Origin of the sequence: Nostoc sp. C117, assembly GCF_043099735.1 — a bacterium.
Classification (GTDB): Bacteria; Cyanobacteriota; Cyanobacteriia; order Cyanobacteriales; family Nostocaceae; genus Nostoc.
The window spans coordinates 4,230,323-4,249,582 of sequence record NZ_CP170991.1 but is presented as its reverse complement, the minus strand read 5'-3'; the positions used below and the strand labels follow the sequence as shown (position 1 = coordinate 4,249,582).

General features: G+C 39.4%; 17 protein-coding genes. 10 read left to right on the top strand and 7 right to left on the bottom strand.

The genetic code is table 11. The features are described 5' to 3' along the window. Window positions 1-93: 93 nt before the first annotated feature. Window positions 94-993 carry a LysR substrate-binding domain-containing protein gene (locus tag ACFG4S_RS18465; RefSeq protein WP_392530490.1) on the bottom strand — a complete coding sequence of 300 codons (900 nt, stop codon included), beginning with the start codon at window positions 991-993 and terminating at the stop codon, window positions 94-96. Window positions 994-1,159: 166 nt separating this feature from the next. On the opposite strand from ACFG4S_RS18465, the gene ACFG4S_RS18460 reads away from it, so the two are divergent. Then, a complete protein-coding gene (locus tag ACFG4S_RS18460) occupies window positions 1,160-2,056 on the top strand; it encodes an aspartoacylase (protein ID WP_392530489.1) in 897 nt (298 codons plus the stop codon). 150 nt (window positions 2,057-2,206) lie between these two features. Here the strand turns inward: ACFG4S_RS18460 and ACFG4S_RS18455 are convergent, their stop codons facing one another. Beyond that, window positions 2,207-3,922 (bottom strand): DUF4157 domain-containing protein, encoded by a 1,716-nt coding sequence (locus ACFG4S_RS18455; RefSeq protein WP_392530488.1) that lies wholly within the window; start codon window positions 3,920-3,922, stop codon window positions 2,207-2,209. Between the two features lie 334 nt (window positions 3,923-4,256). Beyond that, window positions 4,257-6,479, bottom strand: coding sequence for a hypothetical protein (locus ACFG4S_RS18450; RefSeq protein WP_392530487.1), 2,223 nt, complete (start codon window positions 6,477-6,479; stop codon window positions 4,257-4,259). A 776-nt stretch (window positions 6,480-7,255) separates the two neighbouring features. Between ACFG4S_RS18450 and ACFG4S_RS18445 the strand changes: the two genes are divergently transcribed. From ACFG4S_RS18445 to ACFG4S_RS18435, 3 genes are all read left to right on the top strand, one after another. Then, window positions 7,256-8,425 carry a glycosyltransferase family 4 protein gene (locus tag ACFG4S_RS18445; RefSeq protein WP_392530486.1) on the top strand — a complete coding sequence of 390 codons (1,170 nt, stop codon included), beginning with the start codon at window positions 7,256-7,258 and terminating at the stop codon, window positions 8,423-8,425. A 60-nt stretch (window positions 8,426-8,485) separates the two neighbouring features. Next, window positions 8,486-9,631 carry a glycosyltransferase gene (locus ACFG4S_RS18440; protein WP_392530485.1) on the top strand — a complete coding sequence of 382 codons (1,146 nt, stop codon included), beginning with the start codon at window positions 8,486-8,488 and terminating at the stop codon, window positions 9,629-9,631. Between the two features lie 750 nt (window positions 9,632-10,381). Beyond that, window positions 10,382-12,370, top strand: a complete 1,989-nt coding sequence (locus ACFG4S_RS18435; RefSeq protein WP_392530484.1) for a bluetail domain-containing putative surface protein — start codon at window positions 10,382-10,384, stop codon at window positions 12,368-12,370. Between the two features lie 148 nt (window positions 12,371-12,518). Here the strand turns inward: ACFG4S_RS18435 and ACFG4S_RS18430 are convergent, their stop codons facing one another. Both ACFG4S_RS18430 and ACFG4S_RS18425 read right to left on the bottom strand, forming a co-directional pair. After that, the gene (locus ACFG4S_RS18430) at window positions 12,519-12,782 is read right to left on the bottom strand and encodes a hypothetical protein (protein WP_392530483.1); all 264 of its coding nucleotides are present in this window, start codon (window positions 12,780-12,782) and stop codon (window positions 12,519-12,521) included. 218 nt (window positions 12,783-13,000) lie between these two features. Continuing rightward, entirely contained in the window at window positions 13,001-14,671 is a 1,671-nt protein-coding gene (locus ACFG4S_RS18425; protein ID WP_392536019.1) for a mechanosensitive ion channel family protein, read from the bottom strand. A gap of 560 nt (window positions 14,672-15,231) precedes the next feature. Here ACFG4S_RS18425 and ahcY point away from each other — a divergent pair. The 3 genes from ahcY (at window position 15,232) to ACFG4S_RS18410 (ending at window position 17,570) form a co-directional block, all read left to right on the top strand. Continuing rightward, the gene (gene ahcY / locus ACFG4S_RS18420; protein ID WP_392530482.1) at window positions 15,232-16,509 is read left to right on the top strand and encodes an adenosylhomocysteinase; all 1,278 of its coding nucleotides are present in this window, start codon (window positions 15,232-15,234) and stop codon (window positions 16,507-16,509) included. Window positions 16,510-16,837: 328 nt separating this feature from the next. Then, a complete protein-coding gene (locus ACFG4S_RS18415; RefSeq protein ID WP_392530481.1) occupies window positions 16,838-17,098 on the top strand; it encodes a hypothetical protein in 261 nt (86 codons plus the stop codon). Between the two features lie 142 nt (window positions 17,099-17,240). Beyond that, window positions 17,241-17,570 (top strand): XisI protein, encoded by a 330-nt coding sequence (locus ACFG4S_RS18410; protein ID WP_392530480.1) that lies wholly within the window; start codon window positions 17,241-17,243, stop codon window positions 17,568-17,570. A gap of 49 nt (window positions 17,571-17,619) precedes the next feature. Here ACFG4S_RS18410 and ACFG4S_RS18405 read toward each other — a convergent pair whose 3' ends face one another. Further along, window positions 17,620-18,042: an HNH endonuclease gene (locus ACFG4S_RS18405; protein ID WP_392530479.1), complete on the bottom strand. Its 423-nt coding sequence runs from the start codon at window positions 18,040-18,042 to the stop codon at window positions 17,620-17,622. A gap of 5 nt (window positions 18,043-18,047) precedes the next feature. Beyond that, on the bottom strand, window positions 18,048-18,365 hold the full coding sequence (locus ACFG4S_RS18400; RefSeq protein ID WP_392530478.1) for a hypothetical protein: 318 nt from the start codon (window positions 18,363-18,365) through the stop codon (window positions 18,048-18,050). On the opposite strand from ACFG4S_RS18400, the gene ACFG4S_RS18395 reads away from it, so the two are divergent. The 3 genes from ACFG4S_RS18395 to ACFG4S_RS18385 are packed head-to-tail and all read left to right on the top strand — an operon-like array spanning window position 18,354 to window position 19,232. Next, entirely contained in the window at window positions 18,354-18,578 is a 225-nt protein-coding gene (locus ACFG4S_RS18395; RefSeq protein WP_392530477.1) for an element excision factor XisH family protein, read from the top strand. The two genes, ACFG4S_RS18400 and ACFG4S_RS18395, sit on opposite strands and share 12 nt — an antisense overlap. A gap of 31 nt (window positions 18,579-18,609) precedes the next feature. Next, the gene (locus ACFG4S_RS18390) at window positions 18,610-18,849 is read left to right on the top strand and encodes a type II toxin-antitoxin system Phd/YefM family antitoxin (protein ID WP_392530476.1); all 240 of its coding nucleotides are present in this window, start codon (window positions 18,610-18,612) and stop codon (window positions 18,847-18,849) included. Continuing rightward, a complete protein-coding gene (locus ACFG4S_RS18385) occupies window positions 18,846-19,232 on the top strand; it encodes a type II toxin-antitoxin system VapC family toxin (RefSeq protein ID WP_392530475.1) in 387 nt (128 codons plus the stop codon). Before ACFG4S_RS18390 ends, ACFG4S_RS18385 begins: the two co-directional genes overlap by 4 nt. The last annotated feature ends 28 nt before the right edge of the window (window positions 19,233-19,260 follow it).

Sequence of the window (19,260 nt, the reverse complement as noted above, 5' to 3'; positions counted from 1 at the left end):
CACAAGAGCAACAGCTTAACAATTACCGTAAGTTATACCATTTTGGATTTTAGATTTTGCATTATGAAGGACAAATGACCAATCCCCAATTCCCTACTTTTGATTTCGCGTCACACTCTTTGTTACCTCTAAAAACTCGCGCAAAACGATGGATAAATCATCGCTGCGCCAAACCACAGCTAGTTCTGAAGTTAAGTTTTTTCCTTGAATTTGCCTGTAAACAACTCCCTTTCGCTGTAGACTTTGAGCATTAGCAGGAAGCAATGTTACCCCGACTCCACCAGCTACCAAGCTTAGTACAGTAACCATCCAGGTGGCTTCTTGTACCACTTTTGGGGAAAAACCTACCTGTTGACAAAGGTTAATAATCTGACTGTATGATGGCACTAAGTCGGTAGGGGGTAAAACAAAAGGTTCATCGGCTAGAGCAATGAGTGGAATTTCGGATTGGGCTGCTAAAGGGTGTTTTTCTGGTAAAGCAACGATTAAAGACTCTTGCAAAATCGGCAGAAAACTTAAAGCATTATCATTTAAATTAGGATTGGGTAATCGTTCAAAAGCAACATCGATATAGCGATCGCGCAATTGGTTTACCTGCTGGAAAGAACTGACTTCTCGCAACACCAGTATCACCTCTGGAAACAAAGGATGAAAAGTTTGCAAAATATCTGGTAGAACACTGTTAGCAACAGAACTATTAGTTCCTACCACCAAGCGTCCAATCTCACCGCGACTAACTTTTTGTGCAGAAGTAATTGCTTGTTCTAATTGAGTGAACACCAAACGCGCTTCTGTGAAAAAGACTTCTCCAGCAGCAGTTAGCTGAAGCGGGCGTTTTTTGCGTTCAAATAGTTTTAGCCCTAGTTCTGCTTCTAAAGCCTGGATTTGTTGACTTAAGGGTGGTTGAGCAATATGCAAGCGTTCAGCTGCACGGCTAAAGTTTAATTCTTCAGCCACAGCGATAAAGTACCGCAGATGTCGAAGTTCTATCATTGCTCTCGTTATTATATCTTAAAGATATACTTGAGTGACTAACTAAATATTAGACATATAGTATTATTTTGTTTATTCTGATTCTTATAGCGGGTTTTATATCAATAAACCATACTAGGGTGGGCATTATAATGTCTAGCCTATAAGCTTTTATTGCGAGGTTTTTATGAGTCAAATTGAACGAGTGGCGATCGTTGGAGGAAACCACGGTAATGAGTTAACAGGAGTATACTTGGTCAAAAAGTTTCAACAGTATGCAAATTTAATTAATAGACCAAGTTTTGAAACTCTGGCATTACTAGGTAATCCTAAAGCCATTGAAGCAGGTAAACGTTATATTGATAAAGATTTAAATCGTTGTTTCACTAATCAAGGTTTACAAAATCAAGAAGTCTTAACTTACGAAGATAAACGAGCAAAAGAAATTCAACAAATACTACAACCACATAATCAGCAATTTGTAGATGTAATTGTTGATTTGCACAGCACAACTGCAAATATGGGTTTAAGCCTGATTTTTTGTAATATGCATCCTTTATTACTTAACTTAGCAGCTTATTTAACTTCGATAAATCCTTTAGTAAAAGTCTGTATTAATCAGCAATCAAAAGAAGGTGGTTTTCTCCGTTCTTTGTGCGAATTGGGTTTTGTCATAGAAGTTGGTGCTGTGGCTCAAAATGTCTTAAACGCTGAATTATTTCAGGAAACAGAACAGCTTATATATGCTATTTTAGACTATTTTGAATGGTATAACGAAGGTCAGGTTCCGCAAATAAACAAGACGCTTACACTGTATGAATATATTGGAACTATTGATTATCCGAGAAGCGATGCCTACGGCGGGCTACATCTACGCGGTGAAATTCAAGCCATGATTCATCCCCAACTTCAGTTTCGGGATTATGAACCTCTCAATCCCGGCGATCCAATATTTTTGACTTTTGCAGGAAAAGATATTCTGTATGAGGGAGCCTCTACTGTTTATCCTATTTTTATTAATGAAGCAGCTTACTACGAAAAAGGAATTGCTATGCATATAAGTCAAAAGCATCAAATCAGCTAGGCGGCATCAATTGTTAGTAACTTTGGCTCCATGCATTCACCGACAAAGCCATAACGGTTTGTTTTGTTACTGCGTCTACCTTGATCTAGCAGAATTGGGTTGCAACAGCCACTTTCAAAAAGTCTTAGCTATCGAAGCCTCCCCTCTGACTCACCTTTTTTTTATCTTGACAAATGGAAACTTTGTAGAGCCTCTAATCTCTTTACCCCTTGAAATAGGAATCCTTATTTTCCCCTTGCTTGATTTAGGATCATTAGCCTCTGGTATCTCTGTTTCTTGAGGATTATTAGTTTCTAGTATCTCTGTTTCTTGAGGATTATTAGTTTCTGTTATCTCTGTCTCTTGAGGATTATTAGTTTCTGCTATCTCTGTCTCTTGAGGATTATTAGTTTCTGTTATTTCTTTAGGCGGCTTAAGCTCATAAGATTGACCAGTTTTGTCTTTATCTACAGTGCCATCGGCTCTCATTATTCTCCAGGGCTGATATCTGATATTAAATTTAGGATCGCCTATCCGCTCTCTAAATAATTTCGCCACGCCTTTCATTACACTCGTATCAAAGGAAGGTTTATCTAATCCATGTCCGCTTTCTGGACGGAGTGAGACACCAAAACGACCTGATTTATTATTCAATACCCATGCTTCTAGATCGTTATTCCAGCTGAGTTCTCCAGCAGTCTTTGCTGCTACAGTTTTGCTGCCTTCTTCACCTTCGGGTGCATTTGGATCTCTTGCAAGGGTGGGATGACCTTGGGTTGGATCTCCTGTGATTGGATCTTTTTCATCGCCGATGATAATCTCGTCTTTGCCGTTTAGCGTTTTTACTACCCAAATGTATGTTTTGCTTTTATCCAATTTTAACCCAGGTTTTACCAGGGACATTTCTGTATTAGTCTTATGTTCAGTTTCTTTGATCTTTTCTTTTAATTTTCCTCCTTCTCTTTTGTGTCTCTCACGTTCTGCTCGATCTTCTGCATACAAATCTCGTGATGGTACATTCTCTAATGTTTTTAACCCTCGTTGGATAACTATGTCAGACGTTCTCTGCACTATCCCTGGTTTTGCTCGCACTGCATCGCCATTCTGCTGTACTACGTGAGTTAGCTCATGAACAATCAACTCTTGTCCCTCTCGACTCCCAGGATTATACGCCCCTTGCCGAAAGAACACATCCTGCTTTGTGGTAAACGCCCTCGCCTGGATTGATTGATTGAGTTGATCTGATGTCGGATCTGTATGCACTTTCACTTTACTAAAATCTGCACCACCAAACTCTCGCTCTATCGGTTTGCGAAAATTGTCTGCTAATGGCTGTCCCCCACCACGCGCTTGTTCTATCGATGCTTCTAAATCTGGTGCAGCCGCCATTTTTCTTTGAAGCATTGGTTTCATTTGCAGTTCTTCTTCTGGGATCGTCTGACGCTGGATATTTGCTGATATTCCTGCTTGTTGATGTCCGCGTGATTGCTGATATCTCTTGGCTTTCATCCTTTGGACAAATTCACTCTTGGGTTGACTAATGTCTGGGGTCTGACTGGGAATGGGTGCATGAAGACGTTGCACCACTTGACGCGCTACGGTGTCCGCTTCCTGCTCATACTTATCTCCTGCTTTCCCAATTGTCAGTTTTGGCTGGATTACCTGTGGTAGCTTTGTTTTTGGTGCTGCCATTAAATCAGGGATTTCTAACAAGTTCGTCTTTCTTTGAATCTCCAATTCCTTGGTCTGTTCCTGGTGCTGTTCGGGAGTTGGTGCTGGTATCGTCTGTTTAGTAGTCAGCGCGAAGGGTCTCGATGTCAACTGGGATGTTGTCTCTATGGTTTTGGCATCTTTAGCAGCTGATTTTGGAATTTTTTGGAATGTCATATTATTCTTCGTTTCCCTAACCCTTAATCTCATGAAAGTTATTAACGATTTCACCCATAGACGAGACTCGCAACAGCTACATCAAACTTCACCACAGGTTACTTTGAAGACAACATCATCGTTTTAGAAGCATTCCTATTTCAGTGCTATTATCATTCTTTAAAGCAAATTCTATCATTTCAATCCTCAGTTGCGATGTCTTTTAGCTAACAACTGCAACGCGAATATTACAGATTTTCACAGTGCAACTGAACTCATTGACTGCGTTGACTAATTCCCAGCACTTCTTTGATAAGTCCGGGAGCTTGCGACTTAGTTAAATTGCTGTAACTGCTTACTTCGCTAGCCGATACATAATTACCTTTCCTTTCCAATTTTCTTCTACAAATATCAGATACTCACCATTTGAACGCCGAAAAGCGCGGATACCGTAGGGTATATCAATCCAGCCACTTTCGCCTCCAACTTCTGGACCTGGTTTTAATTGTTGTACTTGCACTCCCGTCTTTGCGTTGTAGACATATACCTCTGCGGTTTTAACTGTGACAGCAAATACATAATCTCCCGCCACACTCATAGCAGCCGTAGAGACTTCGCGTTTACCAGTGGTGTCGTAGGGAATGACTGTGCGCCACTTGGGAGTGCGATTTCCTTTGCTCCAATTGTCAAAACGGGCAATTTCAGATCCCACAACTCCAGTATCATCACCGAATGAGGGGTTATCTACTGTGAAGCCTGACAAATACATCGTATCCGTTTGAGGGAAATATTCGATCCGCCGCAGATCGTTAAATATGCTAGGGGTAGTCTGCTTTTCCATCGAACTATAGGTGTAGATGGGGTTTCCCTTAGCATCTATTCCCTGTAAAGGATAGTGTCGTATGCCAGTGCCATCTTGTGTTCGTAAAGCTTTCCAAACATCTCCTTTGCTGTCTACCCACCAACCGCCGAGATGAGGATAATCTTTACTGATATCATATTCGTTGTTTTCAAATTTGCCATTACCGTTGCTATCTCGCCAAATCCACTCGCCTTTTTGTGGTTGATGTGGTGGCCAATTTCCGGTGAGAAATGGTTTATCCGCGCCATTCGTACCAACAAACATTCCGGCTGGGATAGCAATTTTACCATCTGTGGCTGGATTAAAGCGATATATTTGCAGAAAGCTGCTATACATATCTGTGAGGAACAAAAACGGCTTTCCTTCGATGCGGCGAACAAAAGTTCCATCAGGCGATGTATGCAGACGTGGATCTTGAGGATATTTGACAGCATTTAAAGTGTAATCGTTGTAAGTCCATTGCTTACCAGCTGGCTTACTATAATCCATCAGATAGTGTTCTTGTTTGGTGAATAAATCTACACCATCAGTTTTAGGATCTGCATCGGCATTATCGACAAATATTAGTCCCAGCGATCGCCACAGCAGTTTACCCGATGGCGAAAATTTCCGCAAATCTGTTCCTGATTTGTTGAAGCCATTACTATTTATATAAAAATTACCGGAAGCATCTGTACCAACTCCGGTAATTCCATAAAGTTTCAAATCTTGGACTTCACCAGGAACTCCTGCATAGATACCGCCTTTAGTACCAAAACTGCCTACTTGTACAGGTTTATCTTTGATGTCGTAAATCAAGATTTGCTGACGCGAACCATTTTCTGCCACTAACAGCTTACCTTGATTATCGATGGCGATCGCACTTGGTTCAACGATATCTGCAATCTGTTGGGGTAATTGCTTTCCAGTCTGGGAATAATGTAGAATTTTGGCAGGATTACCACCATTTTTGTTTTGAATAATCCACAGATTTTTTTGTTGATCGACTGCGATCGCCCCTGGATTAGCAACAGTAAAGCTACGGATTCCCTTCATTGTCTCAGTATCATAAACCCGAATCTGCTTTTGAGCAGAATCACTCACATACAACTCGTTTCCTACAGTTGCTAATCCAGTGAATTCGCTTTTAGTGCTGATAATCAGCATACTTTTATCCCAGCCACGTCCTTCTGAAAACGGCGCGGGTTTTCCTGATAAATCATACCGTCTAACGCAGTGCCAAGTTGTTCCTTCTGGCGGGTAATCTTCTTTTGTATTACCAGTTGAACCTTGACTCATGGCAATATAAACATATTTACTATTTGCTGTTACAGCTTTGCCACCACCACGCCCCCAACCGTGAGTATCACCAAGGGCAGAAATAATTTTACCATCTTTATATATTCCTGATTCTGTTCCAGCTTCATCCCAATGACTATTAGTATAAACTGTGCCATCAGAGGCAACATACATTGCTTCGATATTGTTTTGTATCCGCAGATTTCCCTTGCCGATACTATTACCTATCCACGATGTTTGATAGGTAAGTCGAGGTGTTCCTGTTGTGGCCAAATCTGTTGTAATTCCAATACTAGTAACAATTAATCCAATACTCAGACTGAGTAAAAAATTAAACGTTTTATTTCTTGGTAAATATCTAAAATTAAATAAACTCTTGATTTTATGTTTAAGATTTTGACCTACTTTTACTAACTGCACCAGTAATTTATTTCTCATATATTTTCTAAGCATTTAAGTTTTTATATACAATCATCATTTTTGAAATCCGCAAGAAAATATAATTACTTCTAAAAATTTTTATACAATTAGCAGAGAATTTATTTTAACAAACCTTATTTGTGTAACCTTTATAAAAAATACATTATTCCTTCAAGTCTTAATTTGTATCTTCAAAATATTCAAGTATTAATATTTACTTATTTTCAGCCATAAATGGTAAATATTAATACAAGATTGGCAATTACTTATTAGTTTATACCTTTGACTGTCTACCATTTACGTTGCTTGATAAGTAAGTCGGCGCTAATATTTAAAGCTACCTTCATAAACTTAAATCTAGGGTGTGTTGTCGCCTAGCGTAACGCACCGCCAATAATTAGACCTCTTGCAAAAAGCACTTTTGCAAGAGGTGGGAAAAGGTTAAAGGGGAAAATACAAAACCTTTCCCCCTTTCCCCCGCCCCTTATCCCGAGTTCTGCAAGAAGTCTATTCAAGGTGCATTAGCCTATGGTATAACACACCCTACAAACACGGACTTCCTTAATAGACAGGTATGATATGTATCGTAGTTAGTATTATCTAGTTAATTAAAATACAGGTTTTAATTGCTTGTTGACGTTGACATATAAATAGTTTATAAATTGGTGTTCTATAAAAAATTTATTGCTAATGTGTATATAGAAAATTTAGTGATTAACGTTTTGATACAACATACTGTAGGTTAGCACATCTGTGTATTCTTACTGTTTTAATACATCAGAGGAGAGACATCTGTGGAAGATAAAAAAGAAAATTTAGCTTCAAAATCGGCATCTATTGTTACCCTGGGATTAGGCTGGTTTCCTAAAGATCCTGGAGGATTAGAAAGGTATATTTATGAATTAACTCATAAATTAGCAGCAAATCAAGACCAGATTGAATTATGCGGAGTCGGTTTACCACAGGCTGAACTAAATTCGCCAATTAAGCTGACTAACTTGGGTTCTCCAGATACTAATATTACTCAAAGATTATGGTCGATTCGCAAAAATTTTCAGAAAACAAGAGCAAGCAAACCAGATGCTATTAATCTGCACTTTGCATTATACAGCTTTCCTATTTTAGATATTTTGCCCAAAGGAGTACCAGTTACCTTTAACTTTCATGGCCCTTGGGCTTCTGAGAGTAAACAGGAAGTGGTGAATAAAAATCTCAGTCTTTTGATCAAACACTGGCTGATAGAAAAAAACACTTATAATCGCTGCGATCGCTTTATTGTTTTGAGCAAAGCATTTGGTAACATTTTACATGAAAAATATCAAATACCGTGGAGTAAAATTAATGTTATTCCTGGTGGAGTAGATATTCACTGGTTTTGGCCTAATTTATCGCGTCAGCAAGCTTGTACAGAGTTAGGCTGGCCTAGTAATCGCCGGATTATATTTACATCACGCCGCTTAGTACATCGCACTGGGGTTGACAAATTATTACAAGCACTAGCTATAATTAAGCCCAGAATACCAGATGTTTGGCTAGCGATCGCAGGTCGTGGTCACATCCAAGCTGCACTACAACAACAGGCTACAGAATTAGGACTAGAGGACAACGTTAAATTTTTAGGTTTCCTACCTGATGAGCAATTACCGATAGCTTATCAAGCTGCTGAATTAACTGTTATGCCTAGTCAATCTTTTGAAGGATTTGGATTAGTAATACTTGAATCTCTAGCTTGTGGTACTCCAGTTTTATGTACTCCAGTTGGGGGAATGCCAGAAATTTTAACAGATTTTTCCCCCGATTTAATTACGACTTCCCCCGAAGTATCAGCTATTGCTGAAAAATTAGAACAGGCGCTACTGGGGGACATACCCATACCTTCACGAGAAGCGTGTCGCCATTATGCTGTTACACATTATGACTGGAATCAAATTGCTCAGAGAGTACGCAATATCTTATTAGCTTAAGCGAATGTAATATATTTGCAGGGTACTGCATCGATTAAATTAACTTAAAATAAAGGTTTTATGAGAATTTTTTTCTTAGATCAAAGTGGTAAACTAGGCGGTGCAGAATTATGTTTAATAGATATTGCTAAACCATACTGCGATGGTGCTTTAGTAGGTTTATTTGCAGATGGTGAATTTAAAAATTTACTACAGCAAAATAATATACCGGTAGAAGTTCTCACAACTCAAGCAATCCAAGTTCGTAAAGAAAGCAGTTTGCTCCCAGGATTAAACAGTTTGGGACAACTTATACCTTTAATTACTAAGGTAATTATAAAAGCGCGTGAATATGATTTAATCTATGCTAATACGCAAAAAGCATTAGTTGTAGGAGCATTAGCTAGTTTTTTCAGTCGTCGTCCTTTGGTGTATCATTTACATGATATTCTTTCTACAGAACATTTCAGCCAAACTAATCTTCGTATCGCGGTTAACCTCGCTAATCGTTTTGCATCATTAGTAATTGCTAATTCCCAAGCTAGTAAAACAGCCTTTATCGAAGCAGGAGGACGCCGAGACATCGTTGAAGTTGTCTATAACGGCTTTGATCCTAAAATTTATCAAACTGATAAATCTGCCATCAATAAATTGCAGCAAGACTTAGAACTTGAAGGTAAATTTGTCGTTGGTCACTTTAGCAGACTTGCACCTTGGAAAGGACAGCATATTTTAATTGATGCCCTTGCGAAATGTCCGCCACAAGTAACAGTAATTTTAGTCGGCGATGCACTATTTGGGGAACACAATTACGTCCAACAGTTACATCAACAGGTTGCCAAATTGGGACTACAAAACCGTGTCAAATTTTTAGGATTTCGTTCAGATATTCCGCAATTAATGGCAGCTTGTGACTTGGTAGCGCATACCTCCACTTCCCCAGAACCCTTTGGTAGAGTAATTGTTGAAGCAATGCTATGTCAAAAACCTGTAGTTGCAGCCAAAGCTGGCGGTGCAATGGAATTAGTAGAACACGGACTTAATGGTTTTCTAGTGACACCAGGAGAACCCCTGGAACTTGCACAAGTGATTACTACCTGTCTTCAAGAGACAGAAATAACTGCAACTATAGCTAAGAATGCCAGAATTACTGCTAGTGAGCGTTTTGATATTGCAACTATTAATCAGCAAATTACTCAGCTACTGTCCCATTTAATGTCTGCTTAAATGACCCTTAAAAAGGGGGAATTTGAGAAGTTTTTACCCTCCTTTTTAAGCTACAGTGTACACACAATCCATCAAATTACCTAAAAATCTTGAAAAACTCCAAAAATTTATAGTAACTTTGCTAAAGTTCGACAAGTATGAAGTTAAAATAAACTCTCACTAATTTTTAACTTATACACTCATATTTGTATATGATTTTCTTAAATAAGCTTTTTAAATTTAAGCTTATTGTTAAAAACCTCTATAGTGTGAGAGGGTAACTCCCTAAAGATTTAGCTAAAATAATTAATAATTTGTGTTGAGTTGTAGCAAAGCTTAACTTCATTTTGGGTTTTACTACAACTCAATAGATGAACTGAGCGTTAGCGTAGCTTTCCCCAGGCATCATTGTTTGAAAAATATAATACGGTGGTGTAGCAGCGTCAACATAATTTATAATTCATAATTTCAATCACTTGTCGATTGAACCCTCTACGCTTTCTAAGTAGGGAAAAGGAAGCGTTCTTTAATGATGAATTAATAACTAGTTGCTTATGGTTGATGTTGTTTAACAAAACTCACTTGGGATTACTCAGTTAGCAGCTTGCGGCGACCTCATTTTTAATGGGTTCAAAGAGGGTTATGTGGATTTTAAAAGTATTCAAGAAAAATTCAGAAGTCAGAATCAAAGATTTTGCAGAACATTGCGATATGTCACAAAAACACATCGCACAACACAACTGAAATCAAACAGATAAGGAACATTAATTTATGACCTCAATCACAACTTACGCTTACGATGCCGATGGCAAAGTGATATCTCAGAAAATAGACAACAACAGTGATGGGATAATAGACTCAGTTATTACATACCGCTATAACCAAATATTCTTTACCTTTGACAACAACGGTGACGGCATAGTTGATAACGTCGAAACTAGGACTTATGATGCCAACGGCAACAACACATCCGTTAGCTTAGACAACAACGGCGACGGTATACCTGAGTCTGTCCAAACCTATACTTATGATGCCAACGGCAACCGGACATCCTTTAGCTCTGACGACAACGGCGACGGCATAATTGATTCTGTCTATACCTCTACTTATGATGCTAACAGCAACAACACATCCGTTAGCTCAGACAAAAACGGCGACGGTATACCTGAGTCTGTCCAAACCTTTACTTATGATGCCAATGGCAACCAGACATCCGTTAGTAATGACTACAACGGCGACGGTATACCTGAGTCTGTCCAAACCTTTACTTATAATGCCAACGGCAATCAGACATCCGTTAGTAATGACTACAACGGTGACGGCGTAGTTGATTCTGTTCAAATCTTTACTTATACTTATGATGCCAACGGCAAGTTAACATCCCTTAGTTTTGACATGGATTTTGGCTTTCGTGATTCCGATATCCAAACCTTGACTTATACTTACGATGCCAATGGCAACCAGACATCCTATAGTACTGACAAGAACGGCGACGGCATACCTGAGTATGTCCAAACCTCTACTTATGATGCTAACGGCAACCTGATATCCGATAGCGTTGACGGCAACGGCGACGGCATACCTGAGTATGTCTCAACCTATACTTATGATTCCAACGGCGACTTGACATCCTATAGCTCTGACAACAACAACGACGGCATACCTGAGTCTGTCGGAACCATTACTTATATTTATGATGCCAACGGCGACTTGACATCCTTGAGTAGTGACTACAACGGCGACGGCATAGTTGATTCGGTCAATACTTATACTTATGATGCCAACGGTAACCGGACATCCTTGAGTAGTGACTACAACGGCGACGGCATAGTTGATTTTGTCTCAACCTCTACTTATGGACGCACATCCGCCAGCTATGACTTCAACAATGATGGTGTAATTGATGCAGTTGGCATCTACAGCTACGATTTTAGCGGCAAGCTGACATCAGATAAAATTGATAATAATCATGATGGCATCTTTGATGAACTGACCGCTTATAGTTACGACGCTAACCACAGACTAACTGCACAGGTAGTTGACAAAAATAACGATCGCCTCGCTGACGAAATTACCACTTACAACTACAATACCAGTGGCAAACTGACTTCAGCAGATATTGACAAAAACAGCGATGGCATTACTGATGCAGTTGCCACTTATCTGTATGATACCAATGGTCAACTAATCAGCACCACTACTACAGATGGAAATGTACCTAATAAAACCGTAAACGGTGGTAAAGGTGCAGATAAACTCACTGGTGGCGCTGGTAATGATAAAATTTCCGGCAAAAACGGCAACGATAAACTCTCTGGGTTAGCCGGAAATGACAAACTAGTTGGTGGTAACGGTAATGACATCCTCAATGGTGGCGCTGGGCATGATACCCTAACAGGGGATTGTGGCGCTGATAAATTTGTCTTCAACAGTCTGAGTGATTCCCTGCTGTCTGGCTTTGATAAAATTACCGACTTGAAAATCGGTGAAGATAAAATCGATGGGTTGTATGCAGTTAGCGCTGCTAATTTAGTTCAACTTGGCACTGTTGCGAGTCTAAATCTCTCAGATGTACAACAGATATTGACTGCAACTGCTTTTGTGGCTAAAGGTGCAGCAACTTTTACCCTTGGTTCAGGCAATCATCGGCAGACTTTTTTGGCACTAAATGATAACACTAATGGATTTTCTGCCCTGACGGATGCTGTAATTGAGATTAGTGGCTACAAAGGTTACTTGACTAACTTAGCAGTTGTCTAATCAGACTACGGTCATCGGTGACTATAAACCAATTAATTCGCAAGATTTAAAATCAGTGAGTTTTTGAGCGATCGCTAATCTATCTCCCAACATCTGCTAAACTAAGCTGGTTACGCAGATATTTCAAATTAGCGATCGCTATCTTACCTCAAGCCACTTCCCGTAGATGTGACGGCACACTCACCTCTGGAAACGAAAGCGAGAGTTGTTCGGCTTGAGGTACGGCAGCTTGCTCTAAAACTTGAACTTCGATATTCACACTCACCAAATAACTGCCTGTATCCGCACCAACTGCTTCAGCAATTAATTTGGCAATGTCCGGTCGTTTGGCAGTCAGCGGATCGCGTAAAATGCACCGATCCCATTCATGCTTGGCAGTCGGATTGAGGTTGAGAATATAATGCTTCATCATCGAACTAACCCTTTAACCCATCTTCCACAAGGTTTTCACAAAGCCATTGTGCATTTGACTAGGCTTTGTGAACGCTATCTATATTATAGTACTTTTGTACTAAATCGGGAATGGGGAATTGGGAATTGGGAATTGGGACAAGGAGATGGGGGGCGGAGGGGCAGAGGGGCGGAGGAGATAATACTAACTCAGCACTATTTTGCCCAATCCCCAATTAACTAATTACCTTTGCCATTACTATGAAAATTTAATGACTGTTCATCATTAACCCAAATCGCTTGTTGAGGTACAGAGATAGAAATTCCGGCTTCGTCTAAGGCGATTTTCAGACGGCGGCGAAACTCCCGTGCTACATCCCATTGCTTGAGGGGCTGGGTTTTAATCCAGACGCGAATAATCAAACCGCGATCGCCAAATTGATCTATTCCTAAAACTTGCGGTGGTTCTAAAATTTGATGTTGCCATTGCAGTTCTTGACTTATTTTGTCGGCAACATTTTTAATTAACTGCAAAGCCTGTTCTGTATCGGCTTGGTAGGCAATGGGAATCGTTAAATCGGCTCGTGACCAACGACTAGAAAGATTGGCAACAACTTTAATTTCACTATTGGGAATCGTGATCAAGCGTCCTTCTGAATCCCGGAGTTGGGTCATCCGCAGATTCAGATTTTCTACTAAGCCTCCCACGTCTCCGACATTAATTACATCGCCTAAAGCATACTGGTCTTCTAGAATGATTAGGAAACCATTAATCGCATCTTTAATTAGGTTTTGCGAGGCCAGAGATAGCGCAACACCAACTAAACTAGCACCCGCTAGCAAGGGAACGATATCTATCCCTAAAGATACCAGAGCTAGTAAAAAACCAACTCCCACGCAGATACCAGTAGCAATACTTTTAGTTACGCCAGAAAATGTCGAAACTCGCAGTTGTAGCCTTTCAGAACTCTCTGGAGTCAGTAAAGCACCACTGCTAATGAGTGTAGAGGTGAAGCGGTCAATGAGGGCATAGGTAAAACGGATCGCTACATAAGTACCCAAGAACACAACACCTAATCGCAAAGGAAATTGGGCAGCTGTAATAATTCCTACCTGAAATGCTCGCGTGTAGGGAAATAAACCCAAGATAAAGAAACTTCCACCTCCCCAAATTCCCGCTTGAGTTAGCTGAAATAATCGTCTCTTGGCTTCTTGCAGATGCAGATGTTGCTGTTGATTTAGTTGTGTTGTAATTGGTTGAGCTGCTGCTGCTGCTGGCAGGGTGAAGAGTTCCCTTTGGGGCTTGGGAGCAATGGGTTGTCTTGAATCCTTTCTGGAACGATGTTGCCAGCTATATACCCCCCAACTCATAACAATCATTGCCAGCCCAGTACCCGCAGCAATTTTACCTTGGTTAATTAAAAATTGAGTTTGTCTTTCTTCCTTTGCTTGTTGCAAGTCTTCTTCTAATGATTCGGCTACTTGATTTGCCGATGTCGATATATCTACTTGTCGCAGTCCAGCATCTTCAGAAGTAACGGTCATTAGATATTGACCGTTGACATAAATTACTGGTAATTCGTTTACTTTCCTAACTTCTACCTTGACTGCTGTTTTTGGTGGTGACTGAAAGTAATTTTGAGCGATTTTCTGCAACTTATTTTGAATATCTTCTGAACGCTCAGGAAAGTTGCTTTTTGATGCCGCTATTTGAAATAATCGACGACCATCTAAATAAATCCAGCCAGAAACAGTTCTGTCATTGGAATCATTACTAACGCTGCTGGGAGCTTGGAACTGAGGTAAAAAAGGAATCTGGGCGCTGGCTTTTGGTACAGATACAACGGCTATAGCCATCGAACCGGCGATCGCCATCATGACATTCCTACCTAAATAAACTTTGGGTAGCATACTCCTTTTATCCAAGTGGGAGACTTCGTTGACAGCCTCCAAGTGTGGCATATCCTTGGCGATGTTACCGAGGTATGTTGCTGTTGAAGATACCTGTCCCTGCTGCTTTGAACCTTGAGCAAGGCTGGGTAACAGAACTCCCTTTGCGACCGCCAAAAATTGAAAACGCACTCAAACACCTCCTTGGGAAAAATTCCCTATTGACTACTTCTATAACCATCCTCCACATAATTTGAGTAAATGTACCTATCTAAAGTTAAGTATTTTTTTGAATATAATGAAATTTTGATGTTTTTTGATTATTTTCTATCTTTAGATAGATGACATTGTAATTTCAATAAGGATCTAAAGCTTAAAATAGTCTTACTCTTACCAAAGATAAAACAAAAAGGAAAAACCTGGGGATGAAGTTGACATAGGGCTAATCAAACGTCAAGCTAGTTTTCAGGACTATTGACTAGTAATTTGCTTTCTTTCAAGCAAAAATCACAAGTGGTAGAATAACCTAGTAGAGTGCGTAGATTTTACGTAACTTTTTTACATTTTTGAGGTAACTTTTGATGACTGCAACTTCTCCCCGATTAAAGCACGAGGTTAAAGACCTCGCCCTAGCTCCCTTGGGAAGACAACGCATTGAATGGGCTGGACGCGAGATGCCAGTTTTACAGCAAATCCGCGATCGCTTCGCCATTGAAAAGCCCTTTGCTGGCTTACGTCTTGTAGCTTGCGCCCACATTACAACCGAAACAGCACATTTAGCGATCGCTCTGAAAGCCGGTGGTGCAGATGCACTTTTAATCGCTAGCAATCCCTTATCAACTCAAGATGACGTAGCCGCTAGCCTCGTCCTCGATCACGAAATTCCTGTCTTTGCTCAAAAAGGCGAAGATAACGAAACTTATAACCGCCACGTCCAAATAGCTTTAGATCATCGCCCCAACATCATTGTTGATGACGGTAGCGATGTGGTTGCAACTTTGGTACAACAACGCCAACACCAAATCGCTGATTTGATTGGTAGCACCGAAGAAACCACCACTGGTATCGTGCGGTTACGCGCCATGTTTAGAGAAGGCGTTCTCACCTTCCCCGCAGTCAACGTCAACGACGCCGACACCAAGCACTTCTTTGATAATCGCTATGGTACTGGGCAATCAACCCTAGATGGCATTATCCGCGCCACAAATATTTTGTTGGCTGGTAAAAACATTGTCGTCGTCGGTTACGGCTGGTGTGGTAAAGGTACAGCCCTCCGCGCCCGTGGGATGGGTGCTAACGTCATCGTCACCGAAATCGACCCCATCAAGGCAATTGAAGCCGTCATGGATGGCTTCCGCGTCCTGCCAATGGCTGAAGCTGCACCCCAAGGTGATATATTTATCACTGTGACTGGTAACAAGCACGTCGTTCGTGGCGAACACTTCGATGTCATGAAAGACGGGGCGATCGTTTGTAACTCCGGTCACTTTGACTTGGAACTTGATTTGAAATACTTAGCTGCACAAGCTAAAGAAGTCAAAGAAGTTCGTCCTTTCACCGAAGAGTACAAGTTGAAAAATGGTAAATCAGTTGTCGTTCTCGGACAAGGACGATTGATTAACCTAGCTGCGGCTGAAGGACACCCAAGCGCAGTTATGGATATGAGTTTTGCAAACCAAGCTTTGGCTTGTGAATTCCTGGTGAAGAATAAAGGTAAGTTGCAACCTGGTTTGCACTCAATACCTGTTGAAGTCGATCAAGAAATTGCTCGTTTGAAATTGCAAGCTATTGGTATCACGATTGATAGTTTGACAGCAGATCAAATTGAGTACATCAATTCTTGGACAAGTGGAACTTGATACATTGATTAGTTAATTTTTTGGGGATAGGCGTTTTGCTTATCCCTTTTTTTTGTTTTTCACGCAGAGACGCAGAGGCAAATGATATCAAGTTCGGGTGATTACTGATCATAAAATTTATCAATGTAGGTTGGGTGGAACGGAGTGAAACCCAACACAAGCTTACATCCCATGTTGGGTTTCGTTCCTCCACCCAACCTACAGATATTATAAGTGTTTAACCGAACCTGATATGAAAAGCTTTTATAAGGGGCTTTATATTAAATCTTGTTCAGAAATCAGACAAGAGTCCCATATAATTGGATTATGAGTATAAAGTTTTAACCTTATGCAAATTACAAGAGTAATAACTGGCGCTGGACTTCCTCACGGAATAGGACACTCTAATTCTTGGAAGGATTTTTCAATAAGTGATTATGGAGGAACTATCCATAGGGGAAAGCATGTAGATTATAGATTTTCCAGTAAAAACTATTTATCTCATAGCTTTGAAGAAAGAAAAATAAAAGCTTTAAATACAAAAAACAAAGCTAAAAAAATTAGGAACCTGATGCAAACCATTCAAATTAGTAATGTGAGAAGAGGCTAATAAACAATATCTAAACTATCATCTGGTATATGTATTAATTAGATTACTATTGAACGAGATAATAACTCAAAATCAATAATATTAGGCGGTTAGAAATTGCCTAGTTTATTGTATTTGAACCAAGCGAGATGGAGGTTATCTTATGGAAGGAATGAATTATGCTGAATTAGTACAGACAGTATTAGCAAGACATACAGAAAGTCATTTAGCCAAGGGAACGGAAATACAATTAATATTTGATAATCAAAAAAATCACTATTTAGTAATTCATCTAGGTTGGGAAGGTGAAAAATGGACTTATGGTTCGGTGATTCATATAGATATTATCAATGGAAAAATTTGGATTCAGCGAGATTTTACTGAAGAAGGAATAGCTAATCAATTAGTAGAATTAGGTGTGCCAACAACAGATATTGTTTTGGGGTTTAGATCGCCTTATGTCCGGGAATTTACTGGTTTTGCATCTGTTTAATTTTTTTACATATCTATACATGACATATCAGAAAAAAATATCCACATCATTAATTGTTAGGAGGATGCCAATTTAAACTAATCCAAATTGCTCTAGCTTGTACAATATCTTCATTGTTTAATCTTAAAGCTAAAACCGTTGCCCTTCCACTAGCAGTTATCCCAATAATATGAGTACCACCATTTGCCCACTGAAAATGATCTAACCATCTTTGTTGACGAGGATTAAATAAAAATACAGATTCATTAGTTACAGGATCATTAGTAGTTATTTTTGCTCCTTTAAATTCATTACAGCGATAACAAGAAGCAGATAAATTTTCTCGCTCATCATTTCCCCCTAATGAAGTGGGCAAAATATGATCCATTACTAATGGCATACCTATTAAACGGCTAGATGTGCAGCAATATTCACATCTATATCCAGCTTCATTAATGACTTGTTGACGAATAGATTTAGGGATAGATGACACTGCTATTACTTTACTAGTTGCTCAAAATCTGGAATAGAATAGCCTTTCCATTTTAAAAGTGCATAAGCATAGGCTTTTTTCAGCATTAAATAATCAGCACTCACTCGGAGCGATCGCAACAATAGTCTATCTGATTCACTTAATTGATTATTTTGATTTTTTTGTAAAAGTTGTAAATGTAGTTCTTGTTGACTTTCTGGAACTTGACTTTGACCAATAATTAATAAATCCTCAATCGTTAATTCTTGCATAGCGATTAATTCCCCTTGTAATTCTAGAGGTGCATAATCAACACCAGGAGGAGCATTTGTTTGGTTAGTCATAATTTTTGTAGAAAATGCTTTAGGGCAATATATCAATATATCTTATATTACTATATTCTTACTCGCTTAGAACCTGACCGCTGCTTGTATCTGGCTATTCATCAAGAAACCTACTCAGAACTATTTCAAGAACCAATTCGTAAAATATTATTAGAAAATCAATGCCTTTGTTTACTTGTCTTTGACTCAAAACGAGAGGTGCTACCAACTTGATATACTAGAAATATTACTACATACATATCTCATGTTAACCGTAACAATTGATGAAATCCAGCGAAATCTAACTAGCTATCTTCAGCAAGTAGCAGCAGGAGAAAGTATTATTATCATGCAAGCAGGTAAACCTATTGCAGAAATTAAACCAGTTTCAGCCACTTCTCAACAAATTAGACCTTATGGCTTATGTGCTGGGGAGTTTATTGTTCCAGATGATTTTGATAGTCCCTTATCTGAAGAGATATTAAATCGTTTTGAGGGGAAATGAAACTATTATTAGATACCCATATTTTCTTATGGTTTATTACTGGCGATAAAAAATTACCAATTCATTTACAAAATAGCATTCGTGATTTAAATAATGACGTATGTTTAAGTTGCGTCTCAGTTTGGGAAGCAACTGTTAAATATCAGCTAGGTAAATTACCATTACCAGAATCACCTGAAATCTATCTTCCAAAACAGCGTCAGCAGCATCTAATCAGTAGTCTCAACCTAGATGAAGAAAGTGTTGCTCAACTCTTGAATTTACCATTATTACATCGCGATCCTTTTGATAGGATGTTGATTTGTCAAACTTTACAACATAATTTAACAATTGTAAGTGTAGACCCGGTAATTAGTTCCTACTCGGTCAGTGTTTTATATTAGGGTAATAATTGCTCAAAATCTGCAATAG